Genomic DNA, 15,773 nt, shown 5'->3' with positions numbered 1-15,773 from the left:
GCCGAAGCAGAGTCTGCGCGATACCACCCATGATGCGGTAGTGGTTTTCATTATCGTTTCGGCTATAACTTGAGCCTATGGCGAATCACACCGACGGCATCAGCTCGATCGACGATCTACGTCTCGCCGTCGCGCTCGCCGATCACGGCTCCGTGCTCGCCGCTGCCGCGAGCCTGCATATCGCGCAACCCTCCGCCTCGCAGCGGCTACGCCGTATCGAGGCACGACTCGGCGTGGCCCTGTTCGATCGCGATACGCGCGGAACCCGGCCGACCGCGGCAGGACTGGAGTATGTACGCCTCGCACGGCAGGCCCTGGCGTCCGTCGCGGCCGTCTCCGACGGCGCGCGCCGAGCCGCCGGCATCCGCCGGTATCGAGTGGGCACCTTCACCAGCCTCTCCGTACCGGTCTTCACCGCACTCCAACGACTCCTTCCGCCGGAAACGACAGTCGAGCAGCGAATCGACAACGGGCGCCGGCTTTTGCGCATGATCGACGAAGGCGATCTCGACGCGGCCGTCGTCATCGCACCACATACCACCTGGGCACCCGCCGCGGCGGAAGTCACCAGGCTCGGAAGCGATCCATTACTGCTCGTCACCCCGCCCGGCGTCACACCTGTCGACCCCCGGCTCGGCAACCGCGCACCGTGGACGACTCCGCTGTGGCTCGCGAGCTACAGCTCACAGCCGGACGACGTCGCCCAGGACTTCACCGCACGAGGAGCACGGGTACACCTCGCCGGTACGGCGCCCATTGCACTTGCGGTTGCGCGGGAACGCAGCGAGCTCGCCGCAGTACCACGTACGGCGTGGGCCGCTGACCCACGAGCAGGTGAACATACCCGGGCACTGCCGCGCCCCCTGTCGATGCCGCTGGCCCTCGTAACAGCCCACGCGAACCCAGTTTCTCGATACTCCGGCAATCTCGCCGAGGCATTGCACCTGGACCGAGACCGGCCCGCGAACATGGCGCCGGTATCTGGGCGGCGCTAGACAACGTGGACGGCAACCGGCACGCCAACCAGCAGCACACAGTGTATTTCCGAGTCCGCAACGCCGGAGCCCGGGCCGGACAGTACGTGCTCGCACAGACCGAACCCCGACTCGGCACTGCAGCTGGACCTCCGCCCCGGGCACGCGCACCCCCATTGTCGGCGCAGTACCGTCGAAACCCGGTTCGGGCCTGCGAGTTCGGCGTATTCCAGTCGTATCGTTACCCGGGCCGCGTGCCAGTTCTTGTCGTCACCGGAACGAGGGTCAGCGCAAGAATCGTCGGCAGGCTCAGCGCGAGCGCGAGACCGGTATGGCCCCCGGCCGCGAGGCCGAGGCCGCCGAGCACCGATCCCGCGAACACGCCCAGACTCATACCGGCCGCATTCAGGCTGAACGCGGTCGCGGACAGGTCGCCGCTGCGGCGCGCGAGCGACGTGGTCACCTGGGCGGCCACCACAGCATGACCGAACCCCATCAGGGCAGTCGCGGCCAGTGCGGGCAGCAACGCGGTGGTATGGAAAACTCCGAGCACCGCGAGCAACGCGCCGAGCAATCCGGTTGTGAGCACCACTGCGGGGTGGCGGCCCGTCATCGAATCGGGATCGCGTATCCAGCGGCCGGTCAGATAGTTGCCGAGGAAGAACGAAGCGCCGCTCAGGGTCCACACCAGTGTGAACGCCGATGCCGTGAGGTCGAACCGGTCGTTGTAGAACACCGCGAGGAACGCCAGGTATCCCATGAACGAAGTGGTGCGTAGTGCTGCGACGGTGATGAGCGCGAGTAGGTCCGGCTGCACCCGGAGTGCGCGAAAGGACGCAAAGTAGCCGAGCGAAACCGGGGGCGCCGGCGGAGTGGTTTCACGCGCCCGGGAGCGCAGCAACCCCACCGCGATGAGCACACTGGCCGCCGCGGTGAGCCACAGGGCGCCCTGCCAGCCCTGCCACGACCCCATCACACCGATCACCGGCCCGGCGAGGACCGCGGCCAGCGACTGGATCGCGGTGACCATTGTCGCCGCCCGGCCGATATTCCCGGGGCCGGAGAACCGTGCGGTCGCCAGCGTCAGCAGGGCCGGTGTGAGCAGAGCGGTCGCGATGCCGATGCCCAGGCAGAAGACGGTGAGCGCGGCAAAGCTACCGGTGGTGGCCAGGACACTCGCCGCGGCGAGCAGGATCAGTGCCGCGACGGCCACATACTGCTTCGACCATCGCGCCAGCAACGGCGCCACCGCGATTCCCGCCACCAGCGCGGCCAGGCCGCCCAGCCCGCGCAGAAACCCGATTCCCGACTCCGGTGCACCGGCGGTGGCCGCGATCGGCACCAGGAACGTGGAATAGATCGTGAAGGGGAAGAGGCCGATGATCGCAGCTGTCGACACGGGCCACAGTGCGCGGACCATACGGGAATCGGATATCTGGTGCTCACCGGACGTTTCGAGTTCGGTTGCCCGTGAGAGGTTCGCCGCATCGGCGGCGGAGGTGTTCATCCGATCGTCGATCATCCGGCCGCCACATGGTCACGCAGATAGGCGGCGAACTTCTCCAGTCCGTCGATATTGCGTGGGCTGGATATGGCTTCGTTGTAGTCGAGGACGAAGAATTTGTTGCCGGTCACCGCCGGCAGCGATGCGGTGGCCGGATTGTTCTTCAGGAAATCGATCTTCTCCTGTGCCGGCGCATCCTGGTATTCCAGGATGATGATGACCTCCGGCGCGGATTCCACGACAGCCTCCCAGCTCACCTCGGTCCAGCGCGCGTCGATATCGGCGAAAACGTTCTCCCCGCCTGCGAACCCGATGATTTCGGTCGGAGGCACCTGGCTCGCTGCGGTGAAGGGTTTGTCGGTGCCGGAGTCATAGAGGAATACCTTGACCGGCTGCCCTGCCGGTGCCTGCTGCCGAACCGCGGTGACGCGTTTGCGATAGTCGGCGATCAGATCGGCCGCACGATCTTCGACGCCGAAAATCTGTCCCAGCCGCTCGAGGTCGGTGTAGAGACCTTCGAAAGGCGTATGCCGCTCGGGGAATCCGGGGTAGTTGAAACAGGATTCGGCGTGCATGAAGCTCTGGATACCGAGCGTGTCGAGGATTTCGGGGGTGATCCCGCGGGAATCGGAGAACCCGGAGTTCCACCCGGCGACAACGAAATCTGCTCTGGCGTCGACCACGAGTTCCCGGTTGAGCAGATCATCGCTGAGGAATTCGACCTTCTCGTAGTCCGCGGCCCAGGGTGATTCGCTCACCGGCGGGTTCGCGGGCGGCAGCACGTATCCGTGCACATGGTCGGCCAGGCCGAGCGCAAACATCTTGTCGGCGCTGCCCCCTTCGTAGACCACCGCACGTTGCGGCACGGTGTACTCCACCTCCTCGCCGCACCGCTGCACCGTCGTGCGGCGCCCGGCATCGCCGGCGCCATCGACCTGCGCGCCGCACGCCGCCAGCAAGAATGCACTGGTGACCAGGAGAATCGCACCTCTGTACCGGGGCATGCCGGTCCTGTTCGCCTTCATCGTGTCGGCTCTTTCGTGATCGTGTCCGTTGTGGCCATGGGCACGGTTGCGCCCGGGAGCGTGTAGAGGATCTGCGGCGTGCCGGTCAGCGGATGTGCGACCACGGCGATATCGACACCGAACACCTCGGCGATCCGCTCCGCGGTCAGCACCTCCGCCGGCGGCCCCACCGCCACCAGCCGGCCGCCGGCGAGCACGCCGATCCGGTCGCAGGCCGCGGCAGCGAGATTCAGATCGTGGAGTACGATCAGTACGGTCGGCGCGGCGGTCCGCAGCAATCCGAGCAACTCGATCTGATGGCGCAGGTCGAGGTGATTCGTCGGCTCGTCCAGAATGAGGATTCGGGGCTGCTGGACGAGGGCCCGCGCGACGAGCACGCGCTGCCGTTCACCGCCCGAGAGGCCGAGTATGCCGCGGTGCGCCAGATGCTCGATATCCATCTGTGCCATCGCCTCACGGCACAGTTCGCGCTCGGCCGAGGTCAGCGGCTGGTTGCCGTATTTGAACGGCGCCCGGCCCAGCGCCACGACTTCGGCGACGGTGCAGTCGAACTCCGTGCCGCTTTCCTGGGTGAGCGCGGCGATCCGCTGCGCCGACTCCCGCCGCGACAAGTCCGCGAGAACCTGCTCACCGATGCGTATGGTGCCACCGCTGGGCGCGAGAGCGCGGTAGAGACAACGCAATATCGTGGACTTCCCGGACCCGTTGGGCCCGATGAGACCGAAGACTTCGCCCGGCGCGGCCTCGAGATCCACGCCCGCGACGATCTCGCGGCCGTCGACCGTCACCGCGAGATCGGCTATCCGTACCTGCACTATGCGCCTCCGAAAACGTAGCCTCTGCGGCGCATCAGGACGATGAACACCGGGACCCCGATCAGCGCGGTCAACACCCCGACCGGGAGTTCGCGCGGAGCGGCGACGGTCCGCGCCAGCAGATCCACCCACACCGTCAGGATCGCCCCCGCGAACGGCGCGATCAGCAGCAACCGAGTGTGCCCGGCTCCGACGATCATCCGAGTGATATGCGGAATGATGAGCCCGACGAATCCGATGGTGCCGCTGACCGCAACCATCGCGCCGGTCATCACTGCGGTCGTCGCGAACAAGCCGCGGCGCGCCCCGGCCGTATCCACGCCGAGACTTGCGGCGGTCTCGTCGCCGAGGGACATGATGTCCAGCACGCGGCTGTACCGGAACAACAGCACGGCACCCATCACCGAGATCGCCGCCACCACCGGTAAAGAGCCCCAGGTCGCGGCACCGAACGAGCCCATCGTCCAGAACAGCACGGTGCTGGTCGCCTCACTGCCCGGTGCGAAGTAGATCAGCACGCTCATCACAGCCTGGAAGCCGAATGCGAGTGCCACGCCGGTCAGCACCAGCCGCAGCGGGGTCACCCCCATACGCCGGTAGGCCACCGCGTACACCAGCGCGGTCGCGCCCAGCGCACCGAGGAAGGCGCCGGCCGAGACGGCGTAGATCCCCAGGCCCGCCAGCGCGCCGAACAGCGAAACCGACACCGCGCCGACAGACGCGCCGGAAGAGACGCCGAGGATGTACGGGTCCGCCAGGGAGTTGCGGACCAGTGCCTGGATCACCGCACCGGCGACGCTCAACCCGGCACCGACGACGGCGGCGAGCAGCACGCGCGGCGTACGGATCTGCCAGACGATCTGATACCGGGTCGCCTCCTCGGCGGCCACGGCCCCGTTGGTCACCGAGGCCCAGAGGAAGCGGGCGGTCTCGGCGGGGTGGATCGACGCGGACCCCAGCCCGATCGCCACCAGTATCGACACTGCCAGCACGACTGTGAGCAGCACCAACAGTGCCGTGGCCCCGGCCCTGGTCTGCCACCGTCGCACGGTATCCGGAACAGCCGTTTCTCCGGCCCAGGGGGTCACCGCGCGATTCGCCGCCAACTCACACATCCAACGAACTCGAAGAACACCTGCGCGCCTACCCCGCTCGCCACTCAGCCCTGGCGACCCTTGAAGCGCGGATTCTTCTTGTTGATCACGTAGAGCTTGCCGCGGCGCCGCACGACCTGCGCTCCGGGCTGGTTCTTCAACGACCGAATCGATTTCCGGACCTTCATCGACGCTCCTTACGAAAACGGTTTTCATTACAATATAGGATTCGAGCGGTCGAGTGGCTACGAGAGGTCCGGGTGGAGCAGGTGGACGCAACAGCGGTAGTCGGTGGTGGACCTCGGCTGCGGCCTGTCCACTCGCTTCGACCGTCTCGACAACGGCCGCCTGTGTTGGTTCGACCTCGACCTGCCCGACACCATGGCCGGCGAGCGCTGGCCTCGGGTGATTGAACGAGCCTTTCAGCGCCGGGCATGCGACGCGATCCGTGCCGCGCCCCGGCTACCTGCACCGCTCACTTCACCGCTCGCCACGGGTAGCGCGAAGCACAGGACTTCGGCAGAAGTCCGGCAGAAGTGGCGTGAGAAGCCGCCGTCGACCAGGTTGCCGCCGGAGGAAGTTCCGGTCGTCACCAGCGTTGCCCAATTCGCTATCAGATGTCTCCGGTGCAGTAGGCACACCCCAACCCCTGCTGCCGGCAGCGCCCTGCGCACAATGGACACTCGTGACGAACCCCCCGCCCCGCAGACGCGGCCGACCGGTTCGCCTCGACCGCGAAACGATCCTCGCCACCACCCACCAGATGCTGTCCGATGACGGCGCCGAGACGTTCAGCATGCGGCGGATCGCCGGTCGCCTCGGCGTCAGTACGGCCGCGATCTACCACCACTTCCCCACCAAGGGCGCGTTGTTCTTCGCCGTTCTCGACGCCCGTGCCGAGGAACTCCGGCGCCCGGAACTCCCCGCCGACCCGCGAGACCGGCTGGCCGCGATCATCATCTACCTCGTCGACACCCTGCAGGAACTTCCGTGGGTGGTCGACATTCTCGTCACCGGCGAGACCTACGGTCGCGCGGCGATGTGGATCCTCGACGAATTCGTTGCCACTGCGCGGACGCTGGGAGCCACCGATACCGAGGCGGCCTACATGTACTCGGTGTTGTGGCGTTTCACGCTCGGCGAGCTCAGCGCCCGCAGGTCGGCCGAGGAGCGCTCGGCTGCCGCCGGCCGCGGCAGATCACCAGCGCATTGGACGGAATCCGCCACATCGGAGCAGCTCGGCGACTTCCCCTCGGTGGTTCGCCTGATGCCTCAGTGGACGGCCGCGATGGAAAGCTACGACTCGGCGAAAGCCGCCCGCGACATCATCGACGGCTTGGTCGCCAACCTCGGCAGGCCGAACACCTACTGACACCTGCCCGGCCGCAACGCGCGGCGGACCGAACAGGCCGACAGCCGACCGTACAGACGTGAGGAAGGCTCAGCCCACAAGCGCTCCCCGGGGCCCGCGAGGTCGGTAAGAGGACAACACCACGGTTTCTGGACGCGCGACCGGCCACGCCGAAGGGCAAGGGTTTCATCGGGCATCGCCCCGACTCGGCCGCAGTACGGACTCCCGGCGAAAGCGGCAAAACCCCTACCGAGAGCGGAATATGGAGCCGCAGCAGCAATCCGCGGATCTTTTTCGGCCGAGTCGGTGCCCCCCGCTGGGCAGCGGATCACGATGGCTGAGCATGGCAGGGGGGCGGCCATCTCGGCACCTACCCCACGTAGTCCATCATCAATCGATATAGAGCGAGTGCTGGCCGACAGAGCGCGTGGACGTAGTGGTCCCACTCCCCCTCCCGTCTCGAAGACATGTCACGCCAGCCGGTCCTCGCCCCCGCTACGGTCTTTGGGGGCCGCCCGCCAAGGACGCTCCAGAATGCCCAGAAACCAGGCAGCACCCCCGCTCCCGAAGATTGCGAATGATTAGCTGCCACGAAAATTCGTCGGCGTGTCGTCGCGACGACACGCCGGAAGAACATACTCGGTGAGTTGCGCGGCCACATAGTGAGCCGGTAGCCGGCCTGATCGCCAGTGATTACGGAGGCCCCTCACCTGGCGTTCCATGTGAGGGGCCTCTGTTCGAAAAGAGCTGCCAGAAGCTACTTTTCAATCACTGAACATCACTCACTCGAACTTGGCCTTGGCCTCGCGGCGGCGGTGCAGGATCGGCTCGGCGTAACCCTACCGGCTCTGTTTCCCCGCCTGACGGCGGTGCCGGGTTCTGCCCACGGTCATCCGGCCGGGGAAGGCACTGGATAAGAAAGGTATGTCTTGTCAGTGCGGGGTTACGTGCAGCGAGTCGATGGCCGCCCGGAGTTTCGTCGAGGCCTCGTCGGCAACGGCTCCCAGCGATGATTCTCCGGTGACCTGGACCATGACGTTCGGATTCATCGCTTCGACGAATACATCGGTGGCGTTTCCGGGGACACGGCGAACGATGACGTTACAGGGCAGCAGAAGCCCGATCTGGCGATCGATTTCGACGGCGCGGTGGGCCAGCGGCGGATTGCACGCACCGAGGATGAGGTAGTCCTCCATCTGGTGGCCGAGTTTGGCCTCGAGGGTGGCGCGCATATCGATTTCGGTGAGTATGCCGAACCCTTGCTCGGACAATGCTGCGCGTGTGCGTTGCACGGCGTCGTCGAAGGTGGTGGCCAGGGTCGTGGAAATCGCGAGTGCGGTGTTGGTGTCGGTCATCTGCTCAACTCCTGTTCCGGTGGGTGGCTGTGGCCGCGCGGATTCGAATGCGCGGGTTCGGGCAGGTGGTGGAACCCGCGGGAACGCCGAGACGTGTCATTATCAAGGTGGCCGGGCACCAGCCGACCCCGCTGTAGAGCAGCAGGTTCCCTCCGACGAGCATGGTCAGGACCAGCCACCACGGCGACAGCGCGGCCGCCAGGGCGGTACTCACCAGGACCAGGATTCCGGCAAGCAACGGGACCAGGCGGTCGATGGTCCATTCGTGGTGGTGTACAAGGGTCGGCATATGTTCGTCCGTCCTCTGCTGGGGTCCTGGGCGCGCTGGGGTCAGGCCAGCGCGAGGAACAGTTTCTCCAGTTCGTCGACTGTCATCGGGTTGGTGTCCGTGTCCTCGCGATCGAGGCATTCGCGCAAACCGGTGGCGACGATCTTGAAACCGGCGCGGTCCAGCGCACGGGAAACAGCCGCGAGCTGCGTGACCACATCTTTACAGTCGCGCCCGGCCTCGATCATCGCGATGACACCCGCAAGTTGTCCGTGGGCGCGTCGCAGCCGGTTGAGTACGGGAGCGATGGTGTTCTCGTCGCCGATCATGGTGTGTTTCTCCTTTTCACTTTCCCCACCCGATGATACCCCCAGGGGTATTACACCGGGGTGAGGTAGGACGCACGGGCCGTCAGTGGTGCGCGAAACTGATGCGCGGCAGCGATCTGCGCAGCCAGCGAGGCGACCACCAGGCACCGTGGCCGGTCAGTCGAAGAATGACCGGTAGCAGCACCAACCGCACCACGAGAGCGTCGAGCAGGACTGCGACGCCGAGGATGATGCCCATCTCCTTCGGGGGCAGCGGCTGCGCCAGGGCGAAGGTGAAGAACACCGCGACCATGACCGCGGCCGCCGCGAAGATCACTCGCCCGGAGTGTGCCAATCCGTCGATATGGGCGGCTTTCGGGTCCTCGGGGTGCTCGTAGTGTTCTTTCGCGGTGGCCAGCAGGAACACGGTGTAGTCCATGGCGATCGCGAAGATCATGGCGAAGAAGAACACCGGGCCCCAGCCGTCGAGGAATCCCTGCGGGGTGAAGCCGAGCAGACTCGCGCCGTGACCGTCCTGGAAAATCAGTTTCGCCACACCGAAGGCGGCGGCGGTCGACAGCAGACTGACCAGGGTGCCCAGCGCCGCGATGAGCGGAGCCTGCAACGCGACCAACAGCAGTACGAAACCGAGTACGAGAATCACCCCGACGATGATCGGCAGGTAGGAGTCGAGCGCGTGCTGCAGATCGAGGTTCTCCGCGGGAGCGCCACCGACAATCGACTGGTCGGGTAGCCGTTCCCGCAGGTCGCCGAGGATTGTGCTCATGCGGTTGTCGGAAGGGTCGACTTCCGGCAGGGCCTGCAGCATCACCAGACCCGATCCGTCAGCGGCGGGCTGGGCGGGAGTGACCATCGCCACGCCGTCGATAGTCGCGGCCAGGCGCCCGGCTTCGGCCGCGTCCTCGGCGGGGGCGATGATCTGGAGTGCGCCCGGTGCGCCGGGGCCCAGCTGCCGTTGCACGAGTTCGTACCCCTGACGCACCGGGGCGTCCGCCGGCACGACCTGGATCGAAGGCATCGCGACCTTCAGCCCCAGCACCGGGATCGACAGCCCGATCAGCACCGCGAGCGCGGCGACCGCGAACGGCCATGGATGGTTGTGCAGCATCTCGCCCCATCGGGCGAAACGCGGGGACCGGTGCTGCTGCTTCTTGGCGTAGGGGAGCGAACCTGCGTTGATCTTGGCGCCGAGAGCACCCAGCGTCGCGGGAAGCAACGTCAGGGTAGCGGCGAGTACGAACACCACCGCCAGCATGATGCCGACAGCCATCGTGCGTACCGCCGGAGCCGGAACGAGTAGCACCGCCGACAAGCTCACCAGCACTGTGATGCCCGACAGCACAACGGCTTTTCCGGCGGTGTCCATGGTCTCGGCGACTGCCCGCCGGGTATCGGCGGTTCTGGTCAGCGCGTCCCGGAAGCGCGCGACGATGAACAGGGCGTAGTCGATCCCGAGCGCGAGGGCGAACATCATCGCGAAGTTCATTGCCCACACCGAGATGGGCGTGATCTGGTTCAGCAGCACCAGCCCACCGGCCGAAGCCACCAGACCGGCGACGGTCAGCAGCAGCGGCAGCCCCGCCGCGACCAACGACCCGAACGCCAGCACCATGATCGCGAGGGTCACCGGCCAGGAGAACAACTCAGCCTTGATCATCGCGTCGTGGTTCGCTTTGTTGAAATCACTCCAGAGTGCCGACGCGCCCGTCGGATAGACCTCCACTCCCCCGCCGGACAACGCCGTCAGAGCCGCCTTGTGGTCGTCGACCGCACGGACCATGTCATCTGTGGATGCGTTCGCACCTGCGATGAGGATCCCGGTGTGACCGTCGGGGCTGATCGTCATTCCCGGCTGCGGTGCGATCACGGGCCCGAATCGGTCGTCTCCGGCGAACACCTGAGCGACCTCGGCGATCACCCCGGCCATCACCGGACCGTCGACGGTCTCGGTGCCGGAATGCACGACCACCTGCACAGCGGCCGAGGAGTTCCCACCGAAATGCTGCTCGGCGACTTCACGTACCCGCACCGACTCCGACCCGTCGGCCTGCCAGCCTGCGCCCGCGAGCGAGGTGAACACACTGGGTGCAGCCGCGCCGAGTGCGATCAACACAACCAGCCACACCCCGAAAACCAGGCGCGCGCGCCCGGCCATGGTGGCCCCCAGTCGCGCGAGCGGTCCGCCCGCGCGCGGGAGCGATGGTTGCGGGGCGACCGCGGTCACAACGTACGTCGACGCATCGACTCCCCGGTTCTCGGTTTCTTCACTCATCGGCACCCACCTCGTCTATATACCCCCCGGGGTATTTATCGCAGCCAACTATACCCCAGGGGGTATAGTTGGGTCATCGGGCTACTCGAGCGTCACGCTGCGCGGACGCACCGAACGAGCTGTTCCGGCCCACGAGCCGCACTGAAGGAGGAACGACCATGATCGCGATCGATCTGTATCTCGACCCGGTGTGCCCGTTCGCTTGGGTTACCTCGAGCTGGCTGCTCGACAGTGCGGCGAGTACACATCAGGTCACCCTGCGGCAGATGAGCCTGGCGGTGCTGAACGAAGGCAACGATGCCGAAACCGGCCACCGGCCTATGATCGAGCGCTCGCGCCGGGTCGGCAGAATATTCGCCGCGGCGGCAGAAAAATACGACGAGGCCGTTTTCGCCACGCTCTATCGGGAATTCGGGGTACAGCTCCACCTGAAAGGCCGACCGGCGGAAGCCGCCTCGATCAATGCATTGTCCTGCGCCGGACTCGATCCGGCGTTGACCGGCGCACTCGACGACGCGGCCTACGATCCCGCGGTGGCCCGCGCTCATCGAGCGAGTCAGGACGCGCTCGGTGGTCCGGGCGGCAGCCCGATCATCTCGATCGCCGGGCGCGGGTTCGCCGGGCCCGTCCTCACCGCGCCGCCGCACCCAGACCAAGGCCGCGCCCTGCTCGATGCTCTCCTCACCACAGCCACAGTCCCGGAATTCGCTGCTCTCCAACGCCCCTACCAGGGATCTCCGTCCTTCTCGCCCGCCGCAGACCGGTGAGTCGCCGACCGGTTCTATCCCTCTCCATACGGCCGACCGGAGAAATCGCCACCACGGCCGGCACGGGCGGCGAGTTCACCGACGGCGCCTCGGATCCCGTCCGCCAGCACGTCGATATCGGGGGTCGTATCGTAATCACCGGTAATTCCGAAAACCAGGTGATCGTGGTAGCTGAGAATTGCGATCGCGGTGCGCAAGCGCATCGCGATCGGCACGGCGGGCACCAGTTCCAGCACTTTATGGCCTTGAAGTGTGAGCTCGTGCCGCGGACCGGGCACATTGGTCGCGACCGCGGCGATACCACGCTGCGGAAACCGCGTGGCGAGCCGCAGCGTCCACGCCACCGCGGCGAACGGAAGCCATTGCGCCAGCCCCAGAACCGTATGCTCGGCGCCCGCCGCTCCACCGGATTTCTGGGCCTGCATGGTCGTGTGGATGGCGCGGAGGCGGTCGACAGCGTCGGTTCGGTCGATCGGCAAGTACGGCAGAACCGCCGAGACCCGGTTGTCCAGGACATATTTCGCGTGCTCGGCCCGCATGGACACCGGCACCAATATGCGCAGTCCGTGCGCGGCCGGTGTCTCCCCGCGCCCCAGTAACAGATCCCGGTAACCCGCGGTGATCGCGGCAAGGACTACGTCGTTGACAGTGACCCGGTACTTCGCGCCGATATCGGCCACCCTCGGCAGCGACACCCGCACCGCGGTATACCGGCGCCGATGCCCGATCGGCCCGTTGAGCGAGGACACCGGACCCGGTTCGACCACAGCCGCACCGACTGGAACCAGACGGCGAACCGTATCGAAAGCGATTCCCGGCACCGACACCGGAAGCTTCAGCAAGGACGAGAGTTTCGCGGGCTGGTTGGCACGACGCGGAGGTACCCGCTTGCCGGCGGTCGCCGGCGGCGGATCGCAGAGCTTTGCGAAGACCGCCACTCCGGAGATTCCGTCCACCAAGCTGTGGTGTGCCTTCAGAATCAGTGCCCAACGGTTCTCGGCGAGCCCCTCCACCACGACGCACTGCCACAGTGGGTGGTCGCGGTCGAGGCGCTCCTCGATTTCGGTGGCCACCAACTCCCACAGCGTCTTCTCGTCGCCCGGACGTGGCAGAGCCGTCCAGCGAATATGGTGGGCGAGGTCGAAGGCAGGGTCGTCCTCCCACTGCGGGGCGGTCACATCGAGTGGGGCGCGGTGTACTCGCTGCTTCAACCGCGGTATCCCATCGAGCCGCCGCCCCAGTGCCACAGTGAAAGCGGCGCGTACGGGTGGTGGACCATCGAGGATCGCGACAACCGCGATACCGAGGCTGATCCGCCAATCGGCATCCTCCAATTCGATGAAACCGGTATCGAGTGCCCGGAGTTCGGTCATGGCGCACTCCTGTCACGAAGGAATTGCCGCACAGTCGGCACGTCGCCGATAGCCGTGACACAGACATTCGATCGCCTGGTCACCGTCGTCACCTGGCAGCGGTAGGCACGCCGGAACCGAGTGCCAGCACGGCGCGGAACCCGGAATCGAGGCAAGCGGTGAATTCCGGCAGATCCGGCACCGCCGCCGTATCGGCATTGATCCCCACACGGCATGTTCCGAGGTACGAGATCAGTGTCGCGTTGAACGCGGTGCCGATGGTCGGACCGAACGCATGAATGCTCTCCACCTCGGCCCCCGCGAGATAGAGCGGGACAGGCGAGCCCGGTACATCGGAGGCGACGAAATCGACATGCTTCAGCATCTGCGCCAGCGCACCGCTGGGCAGGCGGTTGAATACGGCGGCCACCGCATTGGACAGCGCAATGGCAGGTTCACGACGCCAGCGGTCGACGAGACCGTGCACCTCCCACATCAGGTCCAATACATCGTCGGTATGGACCGGAATGCCGAATCTCGCCAAAGTGATCCGGTTCCCGCCGATCGGGTCGTCTTCGGCTCGGATGCTGATCGGGACCGTCACCCGTAGCCGGTCTATCGGTGCGCCGTATCGAGCGTGGTAGGTACGTAATCCCAGCAGGAGAGCGGTCAAGAAGGCATCGTTGACGGTACATCCGGCCGCCAGTGCGGATTCGGTCAACGGTTCGAGAGGTACTTCGAGTACCGTCAACCCCCGACCGAGACTGCGTTCGGTCATCACCGGAGACATCGTGGTGACCACGGGACGGGTCAGGCGTCCGAGCGAGAAGGCGAGGGCCGCGCCGCCGCGCGCGGCGGCGACCGGGTTCCACGCCGCTCGTCCGATCGCCGCCATCGCCGATACTCCGCCACGAACCAGCCCGTATCCGGTCGACCAGTTCCACACCAGCGTATCGGCGACCTGGCCGGCCGCGGAGCCGTGATGCCCACGAACCGGTCCCCGTTCGGTGTCCTCGCGCGAGATGTCCAGTATCTGTCCGGCGATCTCCATCCCGCCGACGCCGTCGGTCAAACTGTGGTGGACCTTGAGAACAGCGGCCGTGCGCCCTTCGGGTAAACCGGTCAACAGGGTCAATGTCCACAATGGGCGCGCCGGGTCGAAGGCTGTCATCACCTCGTTCCGAGCGAACTCCAGCACATCCCGCCGGTCCGCCGCGCCCGGCAGCGCGCCGCGGCGCAGATGCCAGGACAGGTCGAAATTCGGGTCCGGCTCCCAGCGGGGCGGCGCGAGACCCAACGGCACCGTGGACAGGATGTGCCGGAACCGCGGGACCACCCGGGTGCCCCGATCCACTACCCGCAGCACCGTGTCCCACTGCGGTTCCGCATCGAGAACGAGCACCGAGACGATGGTCGACCGGAGTACGGGATCCTGTTCCATACTCCAGGTGAACAGGTCCGACTGGGTCATATGGGAGGCACCGGAACCCATCCTCAGCTGCTTTCGTCGTGAGCGATCGGTAAGTACGTCGTGATCCTCACTGTTCCCCCACCGGCTGATCACCGGCAGAGGCGAAGGTCACCGATCCCCGCGTCGAAGGCGCCACGCTGTTCACCCGATGGACCGGACTGTCACCTTTCGGCCCCCGGGTTCATGACAAACGACAGGCGTGCCGGGCGGAGACGAGCTTCTAATCTACGAATACTGTGCCCGTCGAGCCGAAGGGACCCACGACATGGTCACCCACCGCCCGGACCGACCGCACAATCTGGCCTCCGCTGCCGTCGTGGTGGGCACCGACGGTTCCGCCGCCTCCCACCGAGCGGTGCGCTGGGCCGCGGAAACGGCGGCCCAGCGTGGCCGGACCCTCCACATCGTGCACGGGCTCGATCTCACGGCCGCCGCGGCCGCACTGGGCTCCTTCGACCTGCTGGCCCCCGGCATCACCGACAATATTCGCCGGCGCGGGGCCGAGTACATCACCTCGGCAACACATCTGGCCAGGTCGGTCGCTCCCGGCGTCCAGATCCGCCCCGAGGTCTGCGAAGCGGAACCTGCGCGACTACTCATCGCGCGATCGGCCGACGCCCATATGGTCGTCCTCGGTGCGGCCGGCGACAGTGGGACTTTCACCCACCTCGGCTCCACGCTGCTCGCCGTCGTCGCACACGGGCGAGGGAGCATCGCGGTGGTCCGGCATCGGGGAACCGAACTCCAGCCGGGCGGCGGATACCCGGTCGTGGTGGGCATAGACGGCAGTCCGCGGAGCCAATCTGCCCTCGCGGCGGCATTCCACGAGGCTGCCGAGCGCAAGAGCCGGCTCGTGGCCGTACACGCCTGGTGCGATCAGCGTTTCGATCGCTTTGCCGGATACCCGAATACGATCACGGACCCGGTGGTGGCCACCGCGGCACAAACCCTCCTGTCCGAGCAGCTCGCCGGTTGGCAGGAGAAGTATCCCGATGTCCCGGTCATTCGCAAGGTCTACCCCGCCGGACCGGTTCATCAGTTGATCGGCTGGTCGAGGTTGGCGCAACTGGTCGTCGTCGGCAACCGCGGCCGGGGTGGATTCCGCGGCCTGTTGCTGGGATCCACCGGCAATGCCCTCGTCCAGCACGCGCACTGCCCGGTCATGGTGACCCATACCGAACAGCACCGCTGATTCC

The 15,773-nt window shown here is 66.4% G+C and carries 15 protein-coding genes; 4 read left to right on the top strand and 11 right to left on the bottom strand.

All coding sequences use genetic code 11. The features are described 5' to 3' along the window. Positions 1 to 77 precede the first annotated feature (77 nt). Positions 78 to 995, top strand: a complete 918-nt coding sequence (locus ON22_RS34575) for a LysR family transcriptional regulator (RefSeq protein WP_051157452.1) — start codon at positions 78 to 80, stop codon at positions 993 to 995. Between the two features lie 220 nt (positions 996 to 1,215). Here the strand turns inward: ON22_RS34575 and ON22_RS11115 are convergent, their stop codons facing one another. The 5 genes from ON22_RS11115 to ykgO are packed head-to-tail and all read right to left on the bottom strand — an operon-like array spanning position 1,216 to position 5,600. Then, on the bottom strand, positions 1,216 to 2,496 hold the full coding sequence (locus ON22_RS11115) for an MFS transporter (RefSeq protein WP_051157451.1): 1,281 nt from the start codon (positions 2,494 to 2,496) through the stop codon (positions 1,216 to 1,218). Continuing rightward, the gene (locus tag ON22_RS11110) at positions 2,493 to 3,482 is read right to left on the bottom strand and encodes an ABC transporter substrate-binding protein (RefSeq protein ID WP_174375571.1); all 990 of its coding nucleotides are present in this window, start codon (positions 3,480 to 3,482) and stop codon (positions 2,493 to 2,495) included. Before ON22_RS11110 ends, ON22_RS11115 begins: the two co-directional genes overlap by 4 nt. A 17-nt stretch (positions 3,483 to 3,499) precedes the next feature. Further along, complete coding sequence (locus tag ON22_RS11105) at positions 3,500 to 4,318, bottom strand: ABC transporter ATP-binding protein (protein WP_051157449.1); 819 nt, start codon at positions 4,316 to 4,318, stop codon at positions 3,500 to 3,502. After that, positions 4,318 to 5,433 (bottom strand): FecCD family ABC transporter permease, encoded by a 1,116-nt coding sequence (locus tag ON22_RS11100; protein ID WP_033242077.1) that lies wholly within the window; start codon positions 5,431 to 5,433, stop codon positions 4,318 to 4,320. The genes ON22_RS11105 and ON22_RS11100 overlap by 1 nt, the downstream gene beginning before the upstream one ends. A gap of 44 nt (positions 5,434 to 5,477) precedes the next feature. Then, positions 5,478 to 5,600 carry a type B 50S ribosomal protein L36 gene (gene ykgO / locus ON22_RS11095; protein WP_033242076.1) on the bottom strand — a complete coding sequence of 41 codons (123 nt, stop codon included), beginning with the start codon at positions 5,598 to 5,600 and terminating at the stop codon, positions 5,478 to 5,480. 497 nt (positions 5,601 to 6,097) lie between these two features. Between ykgO and ON22_RS11090 the strand changes: the two genes are divergently transcribed. Further along, complete coding sequence (locus ON22_RS11090; protein WP_033242075.1) at positions 6,098 to 6,784, top strand: TetR/AcrR family transcriptional regulator; 687 nt, start codon at positions 6,098 to 6,100, stop codon at positions 6,782 to 6,784. Positions 6,785 to 7,695: 911 nt separating this feature from the next. Here ON22_RS11090 and ON22_RS11085 read toward each other — a convergent pair. The 4 genes from ON22_RS11085 to ON22_RS11070 all read right to left on the bottom strand — a co-directional run bounded on the left by ON22_RS11085 (position 7,696) and on the right by ON22_RS11070 (position 10,987). Then, a complete protein-coding gene (locus tag ON22_RS11085) occupies positions 7,696 to 8,118 on the bottom strand; it encodes a DUF302 domain-containing protein (protein ID WP_033242074.1) in 423 nt (140 codons plus the stop codon). Positions 8,119 to 8,122: 4 nt separating this feature from the next. Beyond that, entirely contained in the window at positions 8,123 to 8,407 is a 285-nt protein-coding gene (locus ON22_RS11080; protein WP_051157447.1) for a YgaP family membrane protein, read from the bottom strand. Positions 8,408 to 8,448: 41 nt separating this feature from the next. Further along, on the bottom strand, positions 8,449 to 8,715 hold the full coding sequence (locus ON22_RS11075; RefSeq protein ID WP_033242073.1) for a metal-sensitive transcriptional regulator: 267 nt from the start codon (positions 8,713 to 8,715) through the stop codon (positions 8,449 to 8,451). Positions 8,716 to 8,797: 82 nt separating this feature from the next. After that, a complete protein-coding gene (locus ON22_RS11070; protein WP_043740011.1) occupies positions 8,798 to 10,987 on the bottom strand; it encodes an MMPL family transporter in 2,190 nt (729 codons plus the stop codon). A gap of 158 nt (positions 10,988 to 11,145) precedes the next feature. Between ON22_RS11070 and ON22_RS11065 the strand changes: the two genes are divergently transcribed. Continuing rightward, entirely contained in the window at positions 11,146 to 11,754 is a 609-nt protein-coding gene (locus ON22_RS11065; protein WP_033242071.1) for a mycothiol-dependent nitroreductase Rv2466c family protein, read from the top strand. A 14-nt stretch (positions 11,755 to 11,768) separates the two neighbouring features. Here the strand turns inward: ON22_RS11065 and ON22_RS11060 are convergent, their stop codons facing one another. Together ON22_RS11060 and ON22_RS11055 are read right to left on the bottom strand one after the other, a co-directional pair. Beyond that, entirely contained in the window at positions 11,769 to 13,127 is a 1,359-nt protein-coding gene (locus ON22_RS11060) for a wax ester/triacylglycerol synthase family O-acyltransferase (RefSeq protein WP_051157445.1), read from the bottom strand. An 88-nt stretch (positions 13,128 to 13,215) separates the two neighbouring features. Continuing rightward, positions 13,216 to 14,598, bottom strand: a complete 1,383-nt coding sequence (locus tag ON22_RS11055; RefSeq protein WP_033242070.1) for a wax ester/triacylglycerol synthase domain-containing protein — start codon at positions 14,596 to 14,598, stop codon at positions 13,216 to 13,218. 244 nt (positions 14,599 to 14,842) lie between these two features. Between ON22_RS11055 and ON22_RS11050 the strand changes: the two genes are divergently transcribed. Then, the gene (locus ON22_RS11050; protein ID WP_033242069.1) at positions 14,843 to 15,769 is read left to right on the top strand and encodes a universal stress protein; all 927 of its coding nucleotides are present in this window, start codon (positions 14,843 to 14,845) and stop codon (positions 15,767 to 15,769) included. Positions 15,770 to 15,773: the final 4 nt, after the last annotated feature.

The organism is Nocardia carnea NBRC 14403, from assembly GCF_000308515.1.
Lineage (GTDB): Bacteria > Actinomycetota > Actinomycetes > Mycobacteriales > Mycobacteriaceae > Nocardia > Nocardia carnea.
This window is presented reverse-complemented; position numbering and strand designations above follow the sequence as displayed.